Genomic DNA, 21140 nt, shown 5'->3' with positions numbered 1-21140 from the left:
TTGAAATTTGCAAAACATCATAGTTTGGCAAGAAACTTCTTAATCAGTTTATACGGTACATTCATTCCAAGATTCACAGATTCCCTATTTGAGCCATGAAAATCGCTTCCAGCTGTAATTAACAAATCGTACTTATTCGCTATTCTTATCAAATCGATTGTCTGGTTCTGCGTGTGCCTTGAGTAAAATGCCTCCAAACCATCAAGACCATAATCAACGAGTTTTTTAATGAAATTTTCTAAGAATGTCATATCATCTTCTTCGGAGTTTTTACCACTCAATATATCGTATGGATGAGCCAAAACTGCTATTCCACCGGTCTTTTTGATAAGTTCAATTGCTTCTTGCGGTTTTAAACGCTTTTTCTCAACAAAAAATATCCCGCCATCTTTAAGATATTTATCAAAAGCTTCGTTCATGCTCCCAACATAACCTTTTTCTACCATTAATCTTGCGAAATGTGGCCTTCCAACAGCATCGCCTTTAGCTATTTTCCTTAATTCTTCCATTGTCGCATGAAAACCCAGCTTATTCATCTTTTCAAGTATAAGTTCATTTCTCCTATTTCTGTAATCTATAAGTTCATTTAAAACTCTTTCCATTGTTTCAGTGTCTTTAATATTGTAACCTAAAATATGTAGAGAATCTGTGGGATAGTCAACACTTATCTCAACACCTTTTATCACTGTAATATCCAAATCATCTGCATATTTATCATCTATTTCTCGAAAAGCACATATAGTATCATGATCAGTTATTGCAAGCACTTCAATACCTATTAATTTTGCTTTTTTAACTAACTCATTCGGCTCCAATGTTCCATCTGAACACGTTGTATGAGTATGGAAATCAACCAACATCAATTTTACCTCCCAAATCATTCAATTTTATTTATTCTACAGTTCAATTATAACACAATTTATGGTATACTTAAATAAAACCAAATGTAAAAAACTAAGGAGGTAAACTCATGACAAGACAAGAAGCTTTGGAACTATTAAAACAACACGTTTCCAATAAAAACCTCGTTAACCATTGTATAGCATGTGAAGCTATAATGAAGCGCTTAGCAAAACATTTTGGAGAAGATGAAGAAGTTTGGGGATTAGCAGGTTTACTCCACGATTTAGATTACGATTACACAAAGGATAAACCAGAAGAGCACGGTTACAAAAGCGTTGAGATACTCGGTAATTCTGTAAGTGAAGAAATTAAAAACGCCATCCTTGCGCATTGTGAGAAGAAAACTCCAGAAACACTTATGGAAAAAGCATTGTACGCGGTAGACCCAACTAGTGGTTTTATTGTTGCGGCAGCATTGATAAAGCCAGAGAAAAAATTAGCTGTAGTCGATGTTGAATTTTTGAAAAATAGATTCAAAGAAAAGGGGTTCGCACGCGGTGCAAATAGAGAACAAATGAAATCATGTGAGAATATTGGGCTTTCACTTGAAGAGTTTTATTCACTTTCCTTAGAAGCTATGAAATCAATTGCTGAAGAGATAGGTTTATGAAAGGAGTTCATCAATGCTTTTTGTCGTTTGGATTAGTTCCATAGCCTCTGTATTTGTTGATAACGTATTCAGAGAGTATTTTACAATAACACCACTTTATTTTCTCTTAGAATCGCTATATCAAGAAGAGGATAAATGGAAAGCTCTTAGATTGATTATTTTTTCTTTACTTTATCAAAGTTTTGCTTATCATCAATTGAATTTTCTGTGGTTGTTTATAGTTTTTTTCGTAATTATGGTAGAATTGTATAGAGATTCGTTTTATTATCCTTGGAGCGCATCTTTGTTGCAAGCCGTTGTGTTTTTATTGCCTTATTACTACAACAGACCTTTAACTCTTATTTATGGTTTTCTAATTGATTTTTTGTTATTCGTTTACATCTACAAAAGTTTGTTCGCAAACAGCAAATAATTAATAAATATATCTTGGAGGTGTATTATAACTATGCAAATTAGGTTACCAGATGGAAGCGTAAGAGAATACTCACAACCAGTAACACCAGGACAAATAGCCAAGGAAATTTCGGAAGGTTTGTGGAGAAATGCCGCAGGAGCATTAGTTAATGGTCAGCTTTGGGATTTGGAAAGACCCATCGATTTTGATTGTGATTTAAAAATCATCAAGTTAGATGATCCACAAGCTGCAGAAATTTACAGGCATACAATGTCACACATCATGGCACAAGCAGTTATGAGAATATACGGAGCTGAAAATGTAAAACTTGGAATCGGTCCAACGATAGAGAATGGTTTTTATTACGATTTTGATATCGCAAACGCAAAAATTACAGAAGAAGACTTACCAAAAATAGAAGAAGAGATGAAAAAGATAATCAAAGAAGATTTGCCAATAGAAAGATTTGAACTTCCAAAAAAAGAAGCCATTGAATTAATGGAAAGCAAAGGCCAGACGTATAAAGTTGAGTTGATAAACGAAATCCCAAATGAAAAAGTTAGCTTTTACAAGCAAGGTGAATTTGTCGACCTTTGCAGAGGTCCGCACCTACCAAGTACAGGAAAAGTCAAACACTTCAAATTACTTTCTGTTTCTGGAGCGTACTGGAGAGGTAACGAAAAAAATCCAATGCTTCAAAGAATTTACGGAACAGCATTCGCCAAAAAAGACGAGCTCGATAACTATCTAAAAATGCTTGAAGAAGCGAAGAAAAGAGACCATAGAAGACTTGGACCTCAACTCGAATTGTTCTTCATCAACACAGATGTTGCGGCCGGTATGCCTATATTCCTGCCATATGGTATGACAGTCCTTAAAGAACTAATGAGCTTATCGAGAGAATTGCATAAAAAATACGGTTACAAAGAGGTTGGCACCCCACTTATAATGCACGAAAAGCTCTGGAGACAGAGTGGACACTGGGACCACTACAAAAACAACATGTACTTCACAGAAAAAGAAGAAGTAACTTACGCTGTTAAACCAATGAACTGTCCAGGACACATATTGATATACAAAAACAAACCTGTTTCTTACAAAGACCTTCCAATAAGACTGTTTGAATTCGGTAGAGTACACAGATACGAACGTGGAGGAGTATTGCATGGATTATTGAGGGTTAGAACTTTCACGCAGGATGATGCCCATATTTTCTGTAGAGAAGACCAGATAGTCAACGAAGTAACCGATGTTGTAAGGTTTATAAACGAACTCTATGGTATATTTGGCTTTTCTTATAGAGCAACTCTTAGTACAATGCCCGAAGATCATATGGGTGACGAAGCAACTTGGGAAAAAGCAACAGAAGGACTAAAGAACGCTCTTGAAGAAATGAAAGTACCTTACGAAGTTGCGGAAGGAGAAGGTGCTTTCTACGGTCCAAAGATAGACTTCCACGTAAGAGACGTACTTGGAAGAGAATGGCAGTGTGCAACAATTCAAATGGATTTCCAAATGCCTGAACGTTTTGATTTAACTTATAAAGCTTCCGATGGAAGCGAAAGAAGACCCGTAATGATACATAGGGCACTTTATGGTTCCATCGAAAGATTCTTTGGTATTCTTATTGAACATTACGCAGGAGCGTTCCCAACATGGCTTGCACCTGTTCAAGCCGTTGTTATACCAGTATCCGAAAAATTCTCAGAATATGCAAAGAACATTTACCAAACTCTTGATGAAAACGACATCAGGGTTGAATTAGATGATAGAAATGAAACACTTAGCTACAGAATAAGAGAAAATCAAATGAGAAAAGTACCGTACATGATAATAGTCGGTGAAAAAGAAAAGGAAAGTGAAACGATAAGCGTAAGGACAAGAGAAGGAAAAGACACTCACGGAATTAAGATAAATGACTTCATAGAGACTGTACTTAATGAAATAAGAAAAAGAGTAAACAAATAAGCTCATTAATCTTTTTAACCACCAAAAGAGGTGATACGGTGTTTAACAACGAATTCATAAAACTTTTCAAGGAAGCATTTGGAAAAGAGCCAGAATGCAAAACTGAATCTGATGACGTATCAATTTGTTATGAAGAAGGAAATATAGTTATCAGAAAGGGCGGAGAAATCATCGCCCAGTTCAAAGATGAAGAAAGCGACTATGGTTTTATACTAAAATACTACGCAAAAAAAGCAGGATTAATTTCACCACCAGATAAACAAATAGAAGAATTGCTTAAGTCTCTCTTTGCAAACATTATCGTACTTACAGAAGTCGAGGATAAAAATGGCTTTTCGCACTCACAAAGGGTGGCAAAATTGGCTGAAGAGTTTGCCAAGTACATTGGCATGGACGAAGAGCAAGCTACTGAAATGATGCACCATGGAATTCTCCACGATGTGGGGAAAATTGCCATTGAACAACTTATGCTCTATTCTCCAACAAGATTAAGAAATTTAGAAGCGCACTACGAAGACCATCCTCTTATGGGAACGATATACTTGTCAATAAACGAGAATCTTTGGAAGTATATACCAACTGTAAGACATCACCACGAAAGATGGGATGGGAAAGGCTTTCCCGATGGTTTAAAAGGCGAGGAAATTCCGTTTTGCGCTCGCATAATATCGATTATAAACTATTACGATGAAGTCACAAATTTCGTATCAGCTGATTGGGATTCCAAACTCAAGACACCAAAACAAGCACTTGAAGAAATAAGAAAACTTGAAGGAACCTATTTCGATCCAGACCTAGCTGAGAAATTCATTGCTTTCATGGGAGATGTATACGGTATAAAAATCTAATCTTCTTCCAAAAGGGGGGGAAACAATGTGATAACACCTGTGGCTTTCTGGATAATATTCGGGGTTATACTGATGGTTATCGAAATATTCACTCCAACGTTTTTCATATTCTGGTTCGGTTTGGGAAGTCTTGCCGCGGCTGTTGTAGCATATTTTTACGAAAACACACTATTTGAGCTTTTAACATTTATCATTGTTTCAGGTATATTAGTTCTTTCAAGTAGAAAATTGGCAAAAAAAATCACCGGTGAAGAAGTTAGAAGCATTAACGTTGATGAAATAGTCGGTAAAGAAGCGGTTGTAATTGAAAGAATAGATAATAAGCAAAGTAAAGGTGTAGTAAAAGTCGGCGGAGATATGTGGCGTGCTGTATCCTTTGATGATAACGTAACGTTTGAACAAGGTGATTATGTAATCATAGATAGAGTCGAAGGAGCGCATGTGGTAGTTAAACCAAAAGAAATTGAAAAAACTGACGAACACTAAAACTAAAAGGGAGGCTGGTCAATATGTATATTGTATTAATTGCTATTGCTTTTTTGCTGCTAATAATCGCTGCAACAGGTATAAGGATAGTTAGACCATACGAAAGAGGTCTTATAGAAAGACTTGGTAAATTCAAAAAAGAAGTTCGTTCAGGTCTTCATTTTATCATTCCATTCTTCGACAGAATGATAAAAGTAGATATGAGAGAACACGTTATCGATGTTCCACCCCAAGAAGTCATAACAAAAGATAACGTTGTTGTCGTTGTTGATGCGGTTATCTATTACGAAGTTACAGACGCATTTAAATCTGTCTATAACGTAAACAACTTCGAATTTGCGACAATTAAGCTTGCTCAAACGAATTTAAGAAACGTAATAGGTGAACTTGAACTTGACCAAACACTTACATCAAGGGAAAGTATTAACACAAAATTAAGGACTGTACTCGATGAAGCCACAGACAAATGGGGTATAAGGATAACAAGGGTAGAAATCAAGAAGATTGACCCACCAAAGGACATTATGGAAGCTATGAGCAAACAAATGAAGGCAGAAAGAACCAAACGTGCTGCAATTCTTGAGGCAGAGGGTATAAGACAATCCGAAATTCTAAAAGCTGAGGGTGAAAAACAAGCCGCTATTTTGAAGGCCGAAGGTGAAGCTGAAGCTATTAAGAGAGTTGCTGAAGCTAACAAATACAGACTTATCGCCGAAGCAGAAGGTCAGGCGTTGGCTATTACAAATGTATTTAAAGCTATCCATGAAGGTAATCCAACAAACGATCTTATCGCAATTAGATACCTTGAAGCACTTAGAGATATAGCAAACGGTCAGGCAACCAAGATATTCCTCCCGCTTGAAACATCCTCTGTTCTTGCTTCAGTTGGTGCTATGGCGGAATTGTTTAAAGACAAATCAGAAAAAACAAATCAGATGGGAGAGCAGAAAAAATAATGCTCCAGGGTTTTGAACATGTAATTTATGGCTCTGCGATCAGTACATTGATCGGGAGCCTTTTTGCTGTGCTTATTTCATTTGAGATAGTATCTAAAAGAGCAAAGTTGAGATATCAATCTTTGTACTTTTTTAACGAAATTATGACCGTTGGTGGTTTAATATTAATGTGGTATTACTTAGACAATATATACTTGATCTTCACAATTTTGACAGCACTGTCGATAACATACCAGTTGTACAAATTACTCGTTGCAATTTATTCTGTTGATAAGCGTTTCAGATTGCTTATACTATCACTTGGTACAAGTCATTCTGAATACGCTCGTTTTGTATTAGAGAAAAACTTAGGAAAGATGCTCGGAAATCTCCTCAAATTTTACACTGTTTCCATAATAAGTTTCTTAGCTTCACTAACACCATACGCATCGAATATAGGTTTCCTTGCACTTATAGTAGGTTTAATATTAACGTTACTACAATCAGATTAAATCAAGTAATTAATGAATGGAAAGGAGAACAAATATGTCTATCAACGATAAAATTTTAAGAAACTACGCACAAGCGATATTAAAAGTCGGGGTAAACCTTCAAAGTGGTCAGAAACTTATCGTAAATTCATCTGTCGACCACAAAGATTTTGTAAGACTTTTCGTTGAAGAAGCATACAACGTTGGTGCAAGTGAAGTACTCGTTATATGGAACGATACTTATGTTTCTAAACAAACACTGTTGAAAGCTCCAGAAGAAGTCCTAACGAACGTTTACAATTGGGAAATTGAAATGCGCATGAGCTTTTTGGAGAAAGGTGCTGCAACAGTTTCGTTGGTTGGTTCTTACGCAGATTTACTCGCAGATGTTCCATCGAAAAGATTGGGAATGGCAACTAAAGCTCGTCAACAAGCATTTAAGGATATCATGGAACGAACAATTATGAATAAGAACAGATGGTGCGTCGCCGGTGTACCTAATCCGGAGTGGGCGCAGAAAGTTTATGGAGAAAATGATACGGAAAAACTCTGGAATGACATACTTTACATGGCAAGAATTGATGAAAATGGATACTCAAAATTACTCGAACATCTTGAAAATTTGAAGAGACGAAAAGACTACTTGAATAAAGCTCATTTTGAAGCGTTAAGATACGAAGGGCCAAATACAAACTTGACAGTTAAACTTGCGCCCAAACACATCTGGCTCAGTGGAGTAGAGCACGATATAGACAATGTACCGTTCTTACCAAACATACCAACAGAAGAAGTATTCACCGCACCATATAAATACGGTGTTGATGGAATAATATCAAGTAGCATGCCTCTTGTCTATCAGGGAAACATCATCGATGAATTTTGGCTAGAATTTAAAGATGGAAAAATTGTTAATTTTGATGCAAAGAAAGGAAAAGATATTTTGAAAGAACTTATAGAAACCGATGAAGGAGCAGCATATCTTGGAGAAGTTGCTTTAGTAGACATAAGCTCACCAATCTATAAGCTTGGAAGGATATTCTACAATACACTCTACGATGAAAATGCAGCTTCTCACTTTGCGTTTGGAAGAGCGTATCCAACCTGTGTTGAAGACTTCGATGGAGATGCTGAAAAGTCTGGTATAAATATGAGCTTAACACATGTAGATTTCATGGTTGGAAACGATAAGATGAACGTTTATGGAATAAAAGAAGGAAAAAAGGAAATTATAATAGAAAATGGCTTATGGAAAATATAGATTTATCTGCTTTATTTAAATGGCTTATACTTTGAAAGGAGGGTACATATGGATAAACAAGCATTTGTCCACGATTTAATTACGCCTAACAACAGCAAAATTGTTCTTCTTGTCATGGATGGTATCGGTGACCTTCCAAATGAAGAAGGTTTAACACCACTTATGAAAGCAAACACACCAAACTTGGACAAAGTAGCCACATTGAGTGACCTTGGCCAAACTATCCCCGTTCTTTATGGTATAACACCCGGGAGTGGACCTGGACACCTTGGTCTTTTTGGTTACGACCCAATTAAATATCAAATAGGTAGAGGTATTCTTGAGGCATTAGGAGAAGACATCGAAGTTGGAGAACTTGATGTTGTTGCAAGGGGAAATTTCGCAACAATCAACGGAGATATCGTTGTTGACAGAAGAGCTGGAAGACCATCAACTGAAGAAAGTGCAAAAGTTGTGGAGATACTCAACGCAAATATTAAAGAAATAGAAGATGTTAAAGTCACATTCTATCCAGGAAAAGAGCACAGATTTGTTCTGAAACTTACAGGCGAAGGTCTATCAGATAAAATTGAAGACGCAGACCCACAAAAAGAAGGAAAACCAATCAAATACACTTCCGCGCTATCACCAGAAGCAGAAAAGACAGCAAGAATTATAAACAAACTCCTCGATAGAATCAAAGAAGTTCTTAAAGACCAACAAAAAATGAACTTCGCACTTGTAAGGGGATTCTCAAAATATCCACAACTTCCTCAATTTCCAGAAGTTTACAAACTTAGAGCTGGAGCAATTGCCGTATATCCAATGTACAAAGGACTTGCAAAATTAGTGGGAATGACAATTATCCCAACAGGTCAAACGATAGAAGACGAAATAGAAACACTTAAGAAGGAATGGAATAATTACGACTTCTTCTTTGTACACATTAAAAAGACCGACTCATACGGAGAAGATGGTAAATTCGACGAAAAAGTACACGTAATAGAAAACGTTGATAAAATAATTCCAGAGATACTCAGTCTTAATCCGGATGTACTTGTTGTCACAGGTGACCACTCTACACCATGTGCGATGAAAGGTCACTCATTCCACCCAGTACCGATAATGTTCTGCGCAAAATATACAAGAAGAGGGCTTTCAAAAGCGTTTAACGAATTCGAATGTGCAAGAGGAACAATAGGTACAATACACGCAACAGACGTTATGAATCTTATACTCGCATACTCTGGAAGATTGGAAAAATTCGGAGCATAAAATAAATACCATGCAGGTTACACAATATTTATCTTTTTTCTACTTTGGAGGTGCAATTTTAGGTGCTTTGGTGGGAACAATTTACAAGTTCCCACCTTTATTTATAATTTTTTCAATTATACCAACTGCTTTATTTAAAAAGCCACGTTTGTCTTTATTCATACTCTTTTTCCTAATCACCAACTTGCTAGTTGTTAAAGATGTGCAAATTAAGAAGGCACAATTTGTTGGCACAATAAAAAGTGTGCAAGAAGGTTCATCAGTAGTTGAACCAAAATTTTATGATGGTGAAAAATGGAGAAACCTAGGTTTTGATGTTAGATTGTACAAAGAAGAAAAGATAGGAACAATAGTATACTTTATAGGTGACCTGAGAAAAACAACATCGTATCCAAGCTATTATGCAAAGACGACTTTTTATGCGACCGCAACAAATTATACGTCACTTAGTTCGAAGATATACGAATCGTTCGAAAACTTTAGAAATTTTTCCTCGAAAGTCGATCCGTTTTTCCAAAATTTGTTTGGAAGCAATTCGCGCGATGAAAACTTTATAAAAAGCGGATTGTTCCATATATTTTGTGTCTCTGGAATGCATGTGAGTATACTTTATTTATTCAGTACATACGTTGTATCTCTTTTCACATATAGAAAAAAGTTGAAATTAATATTGTCATTACTCTTTCCAACTATTTTTGTTATAGGTTCTGGTATGAACTTACCATCGATACGAGCGCTTATAATGTTGTACATGGCTTCCATTTTTAAGTTGTTAGATATTAAGATAAATCCTATAAACACAGTTTCTTTAGTTGGACTTGCGATGGTAATAGTCAACCCAGAGATAGTATTTTCGCTTTCCTTTTATATGACCTTCTTTGCAACGATTGGGGTGTTATTCTCAACAAATTATTTACTGTCAAACGTTGGTGGTTTTCTTGGGAGTGCGCCATATGTTGCACTCATTGGACAGGTAAATCCATTCTCTATCTTTGCAACACTTATAGTTTCATTCCCAGTACAAATAGTAATGTTTGGACTGACTATATCATATATATTATACGTGTTGAAATTAAACTTACTGAGTGCTTTAGTTTTGTACATATTGCTTCCATTTGCGCAATTTGTAGAGTTAGTAGCATGGTTCTTTTCTAAATTTCCAACTTTACCTCAGCACATTGTCATTTCTATCGCATTCGGTCTGACTTTTGTGATATATTTGGCAATCGTTCAACAAATAGATAATAATAAAAAAATAAGCACTGGGAATTAACCCAGTGCTCAAGTATTTAATATTTAATTAAATGATTTATTTTGATTTCCTATGTTTTTTCAATTGTTTCTCAGAGCATTTTGGACATATTCCCCTGAATTTTATATCAAATTCTTCCACAATGTAACCATTTCCATTTAGTAAATCAATATATTCCTTCATAACAAATTCTGGTGAAAGTTCATTTTTCAATTCGTATATTTTTCCACAAGAATTACAAATAAAGTGTGAATGTTTATTTTGCTTATCAACGAGTTCATACCTATAAACTCCCTCGTCAAATTGAAGACGTCTAAGAAAACCTAATTCAACAAGTAAATCGACAGTCCTATAAACAGTGGCTTTACTAACGTTTATCCTTTTATTCAAAAGATATCTATAAACTTCCTCAGCTCCAAGGTGTTCGCTATTAGTCTCAATAAAAACCTTTAAAATTTGCTCACGCTGTGGCGTCATTCGCCATCTTCTATCTCTCAATTCTTTTTTTAAAGCATCGACATGCATGTTATCTCCCCTTAATTAATATTTTTTTGATCACGCGTTCATAACTGGTTTTATATCTATCTTCCACCCAGTTAATTTTGCGGCAAGCCTTGCGTTTTGACCAGCCTTACCGATTGCAAGAGACAATTGATTTGGCGAAACAAGAACACGTGAAGCTTTAGATTCGTAATCTAATATCTCAACATCTATTACACTTGCTGGAAGCAATGCGTTCGCAATTAATTCTTTTGGATCATTCGACCATTTAATTATGTCAATTTTTTCAATTTTTAATTCTTTTAGTATCGGAGCAATCCTTGAGCCTTCTGGACCTATGCATGAACCAACTGGATCAACTTTTGGATCATGTGAGATAACCGCTATCTTTGTTCTTACACCTGGTTCTCTAACAATCTTAACAATTTCGATAATTCCGCTCTCAATTTCAGGTACTTCCAATTTCAAAAGTCCTACAACAAATTCGTTATCAATCCTTGTAACAATTATCTTTGGACCCTTTTTATCTTTTTTAACTTCTCTTACATATACCTTTATCAAATCAGACTGTTCAAACTCTTCTCCCGGAATCCACTCTTTCTTTGGTAAATGAGTTTCGAGCTTACCAATTCTTATATCGAGCCATTCTGGTGTTACCTTTAAAACTTCCGCTGTAACAACTCTCCCAACAAGCTCCGCGTATTTTTCATATTGTTTTTCCTTTTCAATTTCCCTAATCTTCTGGATTAACACTTGCTTGGCAACTTGAATAGCAAATCTACCAAGCCTCTTTATATTCATCTTTCTTTTAACTATATCTCCTATAGTTGCATCGGGTTTTATTTTCAGAGCATCTTCAAGAGAAATCTGAATATTTTCATTTTCAACTTTTTCAACAACTTCTAAAATTTGATAGGCTTCTATCTCACCAGATAATTTGTTAATAACTATCTCAACGTTTCTTTCACCTGTTTTATTTTTGTACGCACTCATAAGAGCTTTTTCTAAAATCTCTATTGACTCATCAACACTTATACCTTTTTCTCTTTCAAGTTCTCTGAGCGCTTCAAGTAACATCGGACTATTCATTTTCATACCTCCCTTTGTAATCTTATTTTAATTTTATTTCTCACAATTCAATCTCTAAATTGGCTGATTTAACGTCATCATACTTAATAGTTATGTTTTCATTATCAACTCTTAGAATAATTTCTTTTGTTTCCATATTAACATCAACTATATACCCTCTATAAGTTTTCTTTGTTTTCACCTTTACAAGCTTTCCAACAAACCTTCTGAAATCTTCTATTTTCTTTAATGGCCTATCAAGACCTGGTGAAGAAACTTCAAGATAATATCTTCCTGGAATGAAATCATGCGAGTCAAGCACTTTTTCAATTTCATAAGACACAAGTTCACAATCTCTTGTACTAACATAATCGTCAAGTTTATCAATTATTATACTCAGTACCCACTTTCCAGCTTGTATCCTATATTTCACATCGAAAAGCTCCAGTCCCATCGATGTAACAATTGGTTCAGCAATCGCTCTAACACGTTCTATTATCTCCTTTTGACTGAGACTCATAAAAAACACCTCACTTTAGATTACTTTTGCTCTTTTAATAATTAATAATTAATCGAAAAACCGGGACTAAATGTCCCGGTTGTGAATAATTTTTTCATCTGGCGGAGAGGGTGGGATTTGAACCCACGGGTGGTTTGTGGCCACCGCACGCTCTCCAGGCGTGTGCCTTAGACCCCTCGGCCACCTCTCCAATTAATCTTCTGAATAAATTTTACCAAATTCAGACGGCCCTTGAGCACACAACGCTGAGGAGCCGAGATCAATTATATCATAACCTTTAAAAAATTCAAGATTCTTTGTGGTTATTTAATACCTTTCTTTTTGAAAAATTCATCAATTATCCTCTCAATGTCTTTTTCTTTCTTTTTGTTCTCTATCAACGTTATTCTCATAAGTTCCTTCAAGATATCTTTCCTATTTTTATCAGTGATTTTATCATCTGAAATGACTATCACTCCATTAACTGTTACTGCTCCAAGATTTGTATTAATATTCGTAAGGTTCACAAGAACTTGGAATTCTGATCTCGATTGTGCAAAGTTTAAATCGATCTTCTTTGGCATTTTCAAGTTGTACTCTTTTAAAAATAATTCAAAATACATCCCAGTAAGAGAATCTAGGTCGTATATTTCCTTTAAACTTACAACTGATTTCTTCTTTGCGCCAAAGACAAGAGAAGACATCGATAAAGCAAAAACCATAATAAGCATAACAGTTAAAAATTTTCTCATCATAGTTTTTCCCTCCTCTTCAAGTTGTCAAAATCAATAAATATTTAATAAATATTTATCAAACAAAGTGGGGCAGAAGTTTTCTAATCTGCCCCGCACTCAAATCTAAAATTAGATAATTACTCTTGACATAATCTTTGCAAGCTCTATAAAGCTTTCTTTTAAACTTGCGCCTCCAACCAATGCACCGTCTATATCTTTTTTCACAAACAAGCCAAACCAATTTTCTGGCGTTACGCTTCCACCGTAGAGTATTGTAATTTGTTGTGCTGTTTGTTCATCGTACATCTGAGCGAGAAGTTTTCTAACAAACTCGTGAGCTTCCTGCGCTTGCTGTGGAGTTGCCACAACACCTGTTCCAATTGCCCATACTGGTTCGTAAGCTATAATTACTTTCGAAACATCTTCCTTGCTTATTCCATATAAACCTTCTCTAACTTGCTTTTCAAGAACACAGAATGTAAGACCTTTCTGTCTCTCCTCAAGAGTCTCGCCTATACAGAATATCGGTGTTAACCCTTCTGAAATCGCTTTCTTTATCTTCTTATTAATCAATTCGTCACTTTCGCCAAATATCTTTCTTCTTTCACTATGTCCAATTATAACTGCCGAAACATTCAATTCTTTTAACATCTTTGGAGAAATCTCCCCTGTAAATGCTCCACTATCTTCGTAGTACATATTTTGCGCAGCAAGTTTAATATTGCTTGAAGAAATAATTTCCCTTACTCTATCAAGAGCGGTAAACGTTGGAGCTATGTAAATATCAAATGAATTAAACCCTACGAGTGCACTAACAAGTACATTAGCAAATTGTTGTGCCTCGTAGGGCGTTTTATTCATCTTCCAATTTCCAGCTAAAATAAACTTTCTAATTACTGTTTTTTTTTATCTGCGATAGAAGCAATTCCTGGTAATTCTTTACCTTCTAAAAATTCAAGTGACGCACCGCCACCTGTGGAAACGTGGCTAAATTTCTTCTCAAGTCCGAATTGACTAACTGCTGCTGCGCTATCTCCACCGCCAACAACTGTTGTTACACCCTTATCTGTGAGTGAAGCGATGAATTCTGCAACGGCTTTTGTACCATTTGCGAAATCTTCAATTTCGAATACGCCAAGTGGTCCATTCCAAACAATTGTTTTCGCGTCAGCAAGTTTTGATTTAATAAGCTCTATACTTGCAGGTCCGATATCGTATCCAGCCCAGCCTTCTGGTATACCTTCCTCGCATGTAAATACTTTCTTCTCAACTCCAGCTTCCATCTTTTGAGCACAAACGGCATCGGTTGGTATAACAAGTTCTACGCCCTTTTCTTTTGCTTGTTCAAGGAGTTGCTTTGCAAGGTCGATTTTGTCTTCTTCTACCAATGAGTTACCTGTTTGCTTTCCAAGAGCTCTCCAGAATGTGAACATCATAGCGCCACCGATTATTATCTTATCGGCCTTATTGAGAAGGTTTGTAATAACTCCTATCTTATCTGAAACCTTTGCGCCACCTAAAACAACAACGTATGGTTTATCTGGATTGTGTGTTGCTTTTGAAAGGAATTTAATTTCCTTTTCCATTAAGAATCCTGCAACGCTTGGAATGTATTGTGCAATTCCAACGTTACTTGAATGTGCCCTGTGAGCTGTACCAAACGCGTCATTTACATGAATATCGGCAAGTGATGCCCATTTCTTTGCAAGCTCGAGGTCGTTCTTTTCTTCGCCAGGATCAAATCTTGTATTTTCAAGCATTAAAACTTCGCCTTCCTTAAGTTCAGCAACAGCCTTTTCTACTTCTTCGCCGTAAAGTGCAGGAACGAATTTTACTTCTTTACCAAGTAATTGAGCCAATCTTTCAGCTGCAGGTTTAACTGTATACTTTGGATCTGGGCCGCCCTTTGGTCTGCCAAGATGTGTGAGGAGTATGACCTTTGCACCTTGTTCAAGAACATACTTAATTGTTGGAAGAGCTTCAACAATTCTTGTATCATCAGTAACTACACCATCTTTGATAGGAACGTTAAAATCTACCCTCATAATGACTCTTTTACCTTTAAGGTCAACATCTCTTATTGTAAGCTTTTCCATAATTTACACCTCCCATGTTTACTTCAAATCAATTCAAAACCACTTAATCTAAAAACAGGGGGATGAGCTCCCCCTGCTTTGATTATCTTAATTAAAGCATCTTACCAACTAATTCAATTGTATCGACAACTCTGCATGTGTATCCGTATTCGTTATCGTACCAGCTGTAAACATTCACGAGATTTCCATTCATTACCTTTGTCAATGTTGCATCAAATACTCCCGCGTATGTTGTTCCAACAATATCCATACTTACTATTTGATCTTCATTGTACTTAATAATTCCCTTAAGTCTTCCTTCTGTCGCTTCTTTGACCTTTGCGTTAACTTCTTCTGCTGTTGTTGCTTTTTCAACTACTACGCTAAGTGCGGAAATTGAACCATCTGGAGTTGGTACTCTCAATGCCATACCATCGAGTTTTCCTTTTACTTCAGGAACTACAAGTGCTACTGCTTTCGCTGCCCCTGTTGTTGTTGGAATAATGTTCATAGCAGCTGCTCTTGCTCTTCTGAGGTCTTTGTGTGGAAGATCAAGAACTCTCTGGTCATTTGTGTAGCTGTGAACTGTTACAAGGTGACCTGTTACGATTTTGAAGTTATCATTTATAACTTTAACTATAGATGCTATAGAGTTAGTTGTACAAGATGCACAAGAAATTATTTGGTGCTCTGGTTTCAATTGGTCTTCGTTACAACCAAGAACTACCGTTATATCTTCACCTTTTGCTGGAGCTGTTATTATAACCTTTTTCGCACCGGCTTGGATGTGTTTCATTGCGCCATCTCTTTCTGTAAACTTACCTGTTGATTCGACAACAACATCAACACCAAGGTCTTTCCATGGTAGATTTACTGGGTCCTTTTCTGCAAATACTTTGATTTCCTTTCCATCAATGATAATGGAATTTTCTGTTGCCTTTACTTCTCCCGGGAAAATTCTATGAACTGAGTCATATTTAAAGAGATGAGCTAATGTCTCTGGTTTATCCAAATCGTTAATAGCAACAACCTCTACGTTACTACCGCGGCGAATGAGTTCCCTCAAAACAAGTCTTCCTATCCTTCCGAAACCGTTAATAGCTATCTTCATCTTACTCCCTCCTTAAATCAAGTATTGTAGAGACTTCCCAATTTATTTTTCTTCCCACCTCGTGAAAAATTGTACAATATAATTATTACATTTGCTACAAAAATCAGGTTAAGATTTTGAAATATTTTTTGCATACTCAAGCATATAACAGATAGAAAGAATTTTTACAGTTTATTTAGTCATAACTAATTATATTTTACCACAAAAAAGATTAACAAGCAATACTTAATCATTTCGAGTTGCAAGTAAATTTATTTGATTGTATAATATATTTTACAACAAACCAATAAGCAAAAAAGATAAAAAATATTTCTTTGAAGAGGTGGTATTACATATGATACTGAGCATCTTACTTCTCATAATCGGTTTTGTCTTTGTCTCCATTGGTTCAGATAAATTGGTTGAAGGTGCGTCAGCTTTAGCGAAAAAATTGAAGGTTTCTGATTTGTTGATAGGTCTTACAATTGTAGCATTTGGTACTTCTGCACCAGAACTTGCTGTTAATATCGTTTCGTCCATTAAAGGAACATCAAATATAAGCTTAGGAAATGTTATTGGAAGTAACATTTTTAACATACTCGTCGTTGTTGGATTATCTGCTATGATAAAACCTGTAACAGTACAACATTCTACATTGAGAAAAGAAATTCCATTAAGTTTAATAGCTGCACTTTCCATTCTTGCACTTGGAAACAAAACACCATCTGTAATAACAAGAGGAGATGGAACAGTTTTGTTACTATTCTTTGCGATATTCATGTCTTATATCTTGGAAATGGCACAAAAAGACCGTGAAATGTTTGAGGAACTTGAGAAGACCAAAGAAAAACAATTAGGTACAATTATCTCTATTCTATACATAATTGGTGGGCTTGCAGGTTTGGTTTTTGGCGGTAGATGGATAGTAAACGGCGCAGTTGACATAGCAAAAGCTTTTGGTGTCTCAGATAAACTCATAGGATTAACCATAGTAGCTGCGGGAACTTCCATTCCTGAACTTGCAACATCTTTAGCTGCAATAATAAAAGGCAATAACGAAATAGCACTTGGTAATGCAGTAGGTTCTAATATATTCAATGTATTCTTCATACTGGGTATATCAGCTGTTATAAAACCCATAGTTTACACAACTGTTTTGAACTTTGACGTAACTTTGCTTGTCATAATTACTGTAATATTGTTACTATTTTCAAAAAATTTGAAAATAGAGAAATTTGAAGGGTTGCTTATGGTATCAACTTACGTTGGCTACACAATTTACTTAATCTATCGTGGATAAATATCCATCGAGGTGAAACTTATTTGTTATTCGAACACCTTCAATATTACGGTGTTTCAAGAAAAATTATCGAAGCGATGAATAAAATTGACAGGAAATTATTTGTTCCAAGCGAACTCCAAGAAAGTGCTTATCTTGATATTCCACTCCCTATAGGATATGGTCAAACAATCTCAGCTCCACATATGGTTGGAATGATGTGTGAGTATCTTGAACTAAAAGATGGGGACAGAGTTCTCGAAATAGGTACAGGAAGTGGTTACAACGCAGCGGTTATGAGTTTACTCGTTGGTGAAAGTGGTTGGATATACACTATCGAACGAATACCAGAACTTGTGCAAGAAGCTCAAAAAAGAATTAATTTACTCGGGATAAATAACATAACCATCATCGTTGGTGATGGTAAGGAAGGTCTTGAAGAATATGCCCCTTTTGACAAAATCACAGTAACTTGTTATGCTAAGCACATTCCGAAAAAATTAATTGAGCAATTGAAAGACAATGGGATAATGGTTATTCCAGTTGGTAATGAGTATGTCCAGATACTAAAACTAATTAGAAAATCAGGAGAAAAAATTATTGAAGAAGATCTAACTCACGTGCGATTTGTACCAATGCAGTAGTTTACTAATTAAACTTATTCTTGAAACTCCTCGTACAATTTCTGGATCGACAACTTGCCCCATGTATATGTAACCAACGACGCACTTGCATTTCCGATAACTATTCCCCACCAAACTCCAGCTAAACCTATTTTTATAACATCGACAAATAGCCATGTCCAAAATAATTGGAATATGATAGTTCTAAGAATAGTTGCCACAAGACTTTTAAAACCTTGACCAATTCCCTGAAACATCCCGGACGTGAGCATTCCAAGAGGAGTACCTGGTAAAAATAAACACAAAATTTTTAATGCTTGAGAAATATTTTCAAGCAATTGACTAGATGCTTTTGAATAAGCGAAAAGAAATGCTAACTGCTTTGAGAAGATGAATATTCCTAACATTATGGTTAAACTAAAAAGCTCCGCAAATTTTATAGCATAACTTAGCGCGTCTTCTATCCTTTTTACATTTCTAGCACCATAAGCAGCACCTGTAACGGGTGTTACAGCAGAAGAAATACCTATAATAGTCAACGTACCAAGGTTTATTATCCTCCATGCCCCTGTAAAAGTCGCAACTCCAACATCCCCTCCAGCCTTCACAGCAAATCTATTCAAAACGTAAATTGCAATTGACATCGCTATTTGAGCCAACGCCGTTGGAAAACCAACTATGGAAATATCTCGCAGATATTTACCATTGTATCTAAACTTCTTCAAAGAGACCTTTAAAAAAGTTTTATCAGAAAAGAATAAATAATAGATAAATATAACCGTTGCTGATATAATAGATATTCCAGTTGCCCATGCAGCACCTTTAATTCCCAATTTAAATGTGTATATAAAAATAGGATCCAAAAAGATGTTCAATATAGAACTAAAGGTTACAGCATACATAGGTCTTTTAGAATCACCTTCACCACGTAATATTCCTACAGCGGTGTTGTTAAACATTAGAAATGGTGTAAACAAAAAAATTATAAACCCATAATCATATGCTTTCTGAAGCGCTTCACCACTCGCGCCAATACCTTTAAGAACAGGTATCAACGTTGTGATACCTATTAAAACTGTAAAAAGTGAAACAATCAGCGAAAGTAAGATCGAATGTTCCGCTACGGAATTTGCACCTTCGTAATCCTTCTCACCTATCTTTCTGGAAATAGCCGAACTTGTTCCAACAGTTATTCCCGTCGCGATCGAAACAACAATCATAAAGATTGGGAAGAAAAATCCCATAGCTGCAAGTGTAACAGCTCCAAGTCCGGCAACCCATATAGCGTCAACAAGGTTATATATTGTCTGGACAAACATGGAAATCATATTTGGAATAGATAACTTTACAATGGCTTTCCTGTAATCTCCGAGCAGCAATTCTATATTTCGATTGTTCATCGCTTATCCTCCAATCGTCAAACTAGTAATTTGATAGAATTTTTTCATCTCATCAAGCGCTTTCAAGGCAATCTTTTCCCTATCTTTTCCCCCGCCGAGTAATCCAAAATTTGCGTACATTGGTTTAAGCTCTGGAGCGGTTGTTATGTATCTTACTAATGCGCCACACATAGTCTTTTCTGGAAATTTTATCATATCCTTACCCAAAATTAATCTTGAAATATTTAAGCCGACGTATAATCCAGTCATAGCAGATTCAACATAACCTTCAACACCTGTAATCTGTCCAGCAAAGAATACATTTGGCATTTTCTTTAATCTCAAATACTCATCCAAAACCTTTGGGGAGTCTATATAACTATTTCTATGCATCACACCATATCTTAGAATTTCCGCGTTTTCTAACCCAGGAATTAATTGAATTATTCTTCTTTGCTCTCCCCACTTTAATCTTGTCTGGAACCCAACGATATTGTACATAGTCCCTTCAACGTTTTCTTTTCTCAATTGAATGACAGCATATGGTTCTTTCCCCGTTTTTGGATCTACAATACCAACAGGTCTCAGAGGACCGTAACGCATGGCATCCTTACCACTTCGAGCTATTTCTTCAATCGGTTGGCACCTCTCAAATAAAAGTTTTCTGTCAAAATCTTCTATCTCTATAACTTGAGCGTTTACAAGTTCATTCCAAAACCTTTCATATTCTTCTTTTGTCATAGGGCAGTTAATATAGTCACCTGTGCCTACACCGTATCTATCAGCAACAAAACAAACGTCCATATTAATACTTTCTGCACTAACAATTGGTGCAACAGCATCAAAGAAATTAAAAAATCCACCAGTTTGTTCCCTTATCCATTCAGCAAGCTTTCCATCTGTAGTTGGACCTGTAGCGATTATCCATATATCATCGGTATAAGGTTTTTCCACCTCTTCCCACACTACTTTAACAAGTCCAGTTTGAAGAAGTTTTTCAGTAACACACTGAGAAAATTTTTCTCTATCAACAGCTAAAGCCTTACCAGCAGGCACGCTATTATTGTAAGCACATTCTAAAATTAAACTTCCCCATATTTCCATTTCCGCTTTTAGTAAACCTTCGGCATTCTTCAAGTCAGTAGATTTTAACGAGTTACTACAAACAAGCTCTGCAAAATTTTCACTTACATGCACTGGTGATTTCTTTACTCTTTTCATTTCATGTATAACTACATTAAAACCATTTTTTACAAGTTGCCAAGCAGCTTCAGAACCTGCAAGCCCTGCTCCAATGATGTGAACTAATTTATTCATAGAAAAAAATAACTCCTTTCTTTCATTAAATAATTTTCAACAGCAAAAAGATTATACCACAACATCCACAATGGTAATAGTATAAACAAAAACCCCCTGAATCGAAATGATTCAGGGGGTGAGGATTTAAGAAATCCTGGGCACTACCTACTCTCGCAAGCGGTCGCCCGCTTACT

The 21140-nt window shown here is 35.9% G+C and carries 22 protein-coding genes and 1 tRNA gene; 12 read left to right on the top strand and 11 right to left on the bottom strand.

From position 1 onward, the window contains the following. Nucleotides 1–17: 17 nt before the first annotated feature. The gene (locus AS161_RS00115) at nt 18–860 is read right to left on the bottom strand and encodes a PHP domain-containing protein (RefSeq protein ID WP_011993896.1); all 843 of its coding nucleotides are present in this window, start codon (nt 858–860) and stop codon (nt 18–20) included. Nucleotides 861–970: 110 nt separating this feature from the next. On the opposite strand from AS161_RS00115, the gene AS161_RS00110 reads away from it, so the two are divergent. The 10 genes from AS161_RS00110 (at nt 971) to AS161_RS00065 (ending at nt 10420) form a co-directional block, all read left to right on the top strand. After that, on the top strand, nt 971–1513 hold the full coding sequence (locus AS161_RS00110; protein ID WP_164541335.1) for an HD domain-containing protein: 543 nt from the start codon (nt 971–973) through the stop codon (nt 1511–1513). Between the two features lie 13 nt (nt 1514–1526). Beyond that, a complete protein-coding gene (locus tag AS161_RS00105) occupies nt 1527–1925 on the top strand; it encodes a hypothetical protein (RefSeq protein WP_164541334.1) in 399 nt (132 codons plus the stop codon). Nucleotides 1926–1952: 27 nt separating this feature from the next. Then, on the top strand, nt 1953–3875 hold the full coding sequence (gene thrS, locus AS161_RS00100) for a threonine--tRNA ligase (RefSeq protein ID WP_164541429.1): 1923 nt from the start codon (nt 1953–1955) through the stop codon (nt 3873–3875). Nucleotides 3876–3913: 38 nt separating this feature from the next. Then, on the top strand, nt 3914–4723 hold the full coding sequence (locus AS161_RS00095; protein WP_164541333.1) for an HD domain-containing phosphohydrolase: 810 nt from the start codon (nt 3914–3916) through the stop codon (nt 4721–4723). Nucleotides 4724–4750: 27 nt separating this feature from the next. Beyond that, entirely contained in the window at nt 4751–5209 is a 459-nt protein-coding gene (locus tag AS161_RS00090) for an NfeD family protein (protein ID WP_241241289.1), read from the top strand. A 23-nt stretch (nt 5210–5232) separates the two neighbouring features. Then, complete coding sequence (locus tag AS161_RS00085) at nt 5233–6165, top strand: SPFH domain-containing protein (protein ID WP_164541332.1); 933 nt, start codon at nt 5233–5235, stop codon at nt 6163–6165. A gap of 68 nt (nt 6166–6233) precedes the next feature. Continuing rightward, nucleotides 6234–6656 carry a hypothetical protein gene (locus AS161_RS00080; protein WP_164541331.1) on the top strand — a complete coding sequence of 141 codons (423 nt, stop codon included), beginning with the start codon at nt 6234–6236 and terminating at the stop codon, nt 6654–6656. Between the two features lie 34 nt (nt 6657–6690). Continuing rightward, on the top strand, nt 6691–7893 hold the full coding sequence (locus tag AS161_RS00075; protein WP_206518734.1) for an aminopeptidase: 1203 nt from the start codon (nt 6691–6693) through the stop codon (nt 7891–7893). Nucleotides 7894–7941: 48 nt separating this feature from the next. Beyond that, nucleotides 7942–9147 carry a 2,3-bisphosphoglycerate-independent phosphoglycerate mutase gene (locus AS161_RS00070; RefSeq protein ID WP_164541330.1) on the top strand — a complete coding sequence of 402 codons (1206 nt, stop codon included), beginning with the start codon at nt 7942–7944 and terminating at the stop codon, nt 9145–9147. A 10-nt stretch (nt 9148–9157) separates the two neighbouring features. After that, nucleotides 9158–10420: a ComEC/Rec2 family competence protein gene (locus AS161_RS00065; RefSeq protein ID WP_083756793.1), complete on the top strand. Its 1263-nt coding sequence runs from the start codon at nt 9158–9160 to the stop codon at nt 10418–10420. Nucleotides 10421–10456: 36 nt separating this feature from the next. Here AS161_RS00065 and AS161_RS00060 read toward each other — a convergent pair whose 3' ends face one another. The 8 genes from AS161_RS00060 to gap all read right to left on the bottom strand — a co-directional run bounded on the left by AS161_RS00060 (nt 10457) and on the right by gap (nt 16387). Continuing rightward, entirely contained in the window at nt 10457–10924 is a 468-nt protein-coding gene (locus AS161_RS00060; RefSeq protein WP_011993907.1) for a Fur family transcriptional regulator, read from the bottom strand. A gap of 30 nt (nt 10925–10954) precedes the next feature. Next, nucleotides 10955–11989, bottom strand: coding sequence for a transcription termination factor NusA (nusA, locus tag AS161_RS00055; protein WP_011993908.1), 1035 nt, complete (start codon nt 11987–11989; stop codon nt 10955–10957). A gap of 40 nt (nt 11990–12029) precedes the next feature. Further along, nucleotides 12030–12488: a ribosome maturation factor RimP gene (locus tag AS161_RS00050; RefSeq protein ID WP_011993909.1), complete on the bottom strand. Its 459-nt coding sequence runs from the start codon at nt 12486–12488 to the stop codon at nt 12030–12032. A 99-nt stretch (nt 12489–12587) separates the two neighbouring features. Beyond that, nucleotides 12588–12678: transfer RNA gene (locus tag AS161_RS00045), tRNA-Ser, on the bottom strand. A gap of 112 nt (nt 12679–12790) precedes the next feature. Then, on the bottom strand, nt 12791–13222 hold the full coding sequence (locus AS161_RS00040; RefSeq protein ID WP_164541329.1) for a hypothetical protein: 432 nt from the start codon (nt 13220–13222) through the stop codon (nt 12791–12793). Between the two features lie 108 nt (nt 13223–13330). Next, nucleotides 13331–14062: a triose-phosphate isomerase gene (gene tpiA, locus AS161_RS00035; protein ID WP_011993911.1), complete on the bottom strand. Its 732-nt coding sequence runs from the start codon at nt 14060–14062 to the stop codon at nt 13331–13333. A gap of 32 nt (nt 14063–14094) precedes the next feature. Then, a complete protein-coding gene (gene pgk, locus AS161_RS00030) occupies nt 14095–15297 on the bottom strand; it encodes a phosphoglycerate kinase (RefSeq protein ID WP_011993912.1) in 1203 nt (400 codons plus the stop codon). A 91-nt stretch (nt 15298–15388) separates the two neighbouring features. Further along, nucleotides 15389–16387, bottom strand: coding sequence for a type I glyceraldehyde-3-phosphate dehydrogenase (gene gap, locus AS161_RS00025; RefSeq protein ID WP_164541328.1), 999 nt, complete (start codon nt 16385–16387; stop codon nt 15389–15391). A 334-nt stretch (nt 16388–16721) separates the two neighbouring features. Here gap and AS161_RS00020 point away from each other — a divergent pair, with 334 nt between their 5' ends. Next, nucleotides 16722–17666, top strand: coding sequence for a calcium/sodium antiporter (locus AS161_RS00020; RefSeq protein ID WP_164541327.1), 945 nt, complete (start codon nt 16722–16724; stop codon nt 17664–17666). Nucleotides 17667–17689: 23 nt separating this feature from the next. Further along, nucleotides 17690–18289 carry a protein-L-isoaspartate O-methyltransferase gene (pcm, locus tag AS161_RS00015; RefSeq protein WP_164541326.1) on the top strand — a complete coding sequence of 200 codons (600 nt, stop codon included), beginning with the start codon at nt 17690–17692 and terminating at the stop codon, nt 18287–18289. 14 nt (nt 18290–18303) lie between these two features. Here the strand turns inward: pcm and AS161_RS00010 are convergent, their stop codons facing one another. Both AS161_RS00010 and trmFO read right to left on the bottom strand, forming a co-directional pair. Then, nucleotides 18304–19668, bottom strand: a complete 1365-nt coding sequence (locus tag AS161_RS00010) for an MATE family efflux transporter (protein ID WP_164541325.1) — start codon at nt 19666–19668, stop codon at nt 18304–18306. A gap of 3 nt (nt 19669–19671) precedes the next feature. Further along, the gene (gene trmFO, locus AS161_RS00005; protein WP_011993917.1) at nt 19672–20964 is read right to left on the bottom strand and encodes a methylenetetrahydrofolate--tRNA-(uracil(54)-C(5))-methyltransferase (FADH(2)-oxidizing) TrmFO; all 1293 of its coding nucleotides are present in this window, start codon (nt 20962–20964) and stop codon (nt 19672–19674) included. Nucleotides 20965–21140 lie beyond the last annotated feature (176 nt).

Source organism: Fervidobacterium sp. 2310opik-2 (assembly GCF_011057735.1).
GTDB classification, from domain to species: domain Bacteria; phylum Thermotogota; class Thermotogae; order Thermotogales; family Fervidobacteriaceae; genus Fervidobacterium; species Fervidobacterium nodosum.
The sequence above is the reverse complement of the archived record's forward strand: the minus strand, read 5'-3'. Positions and strand labels throughout refer to the sequence as shown.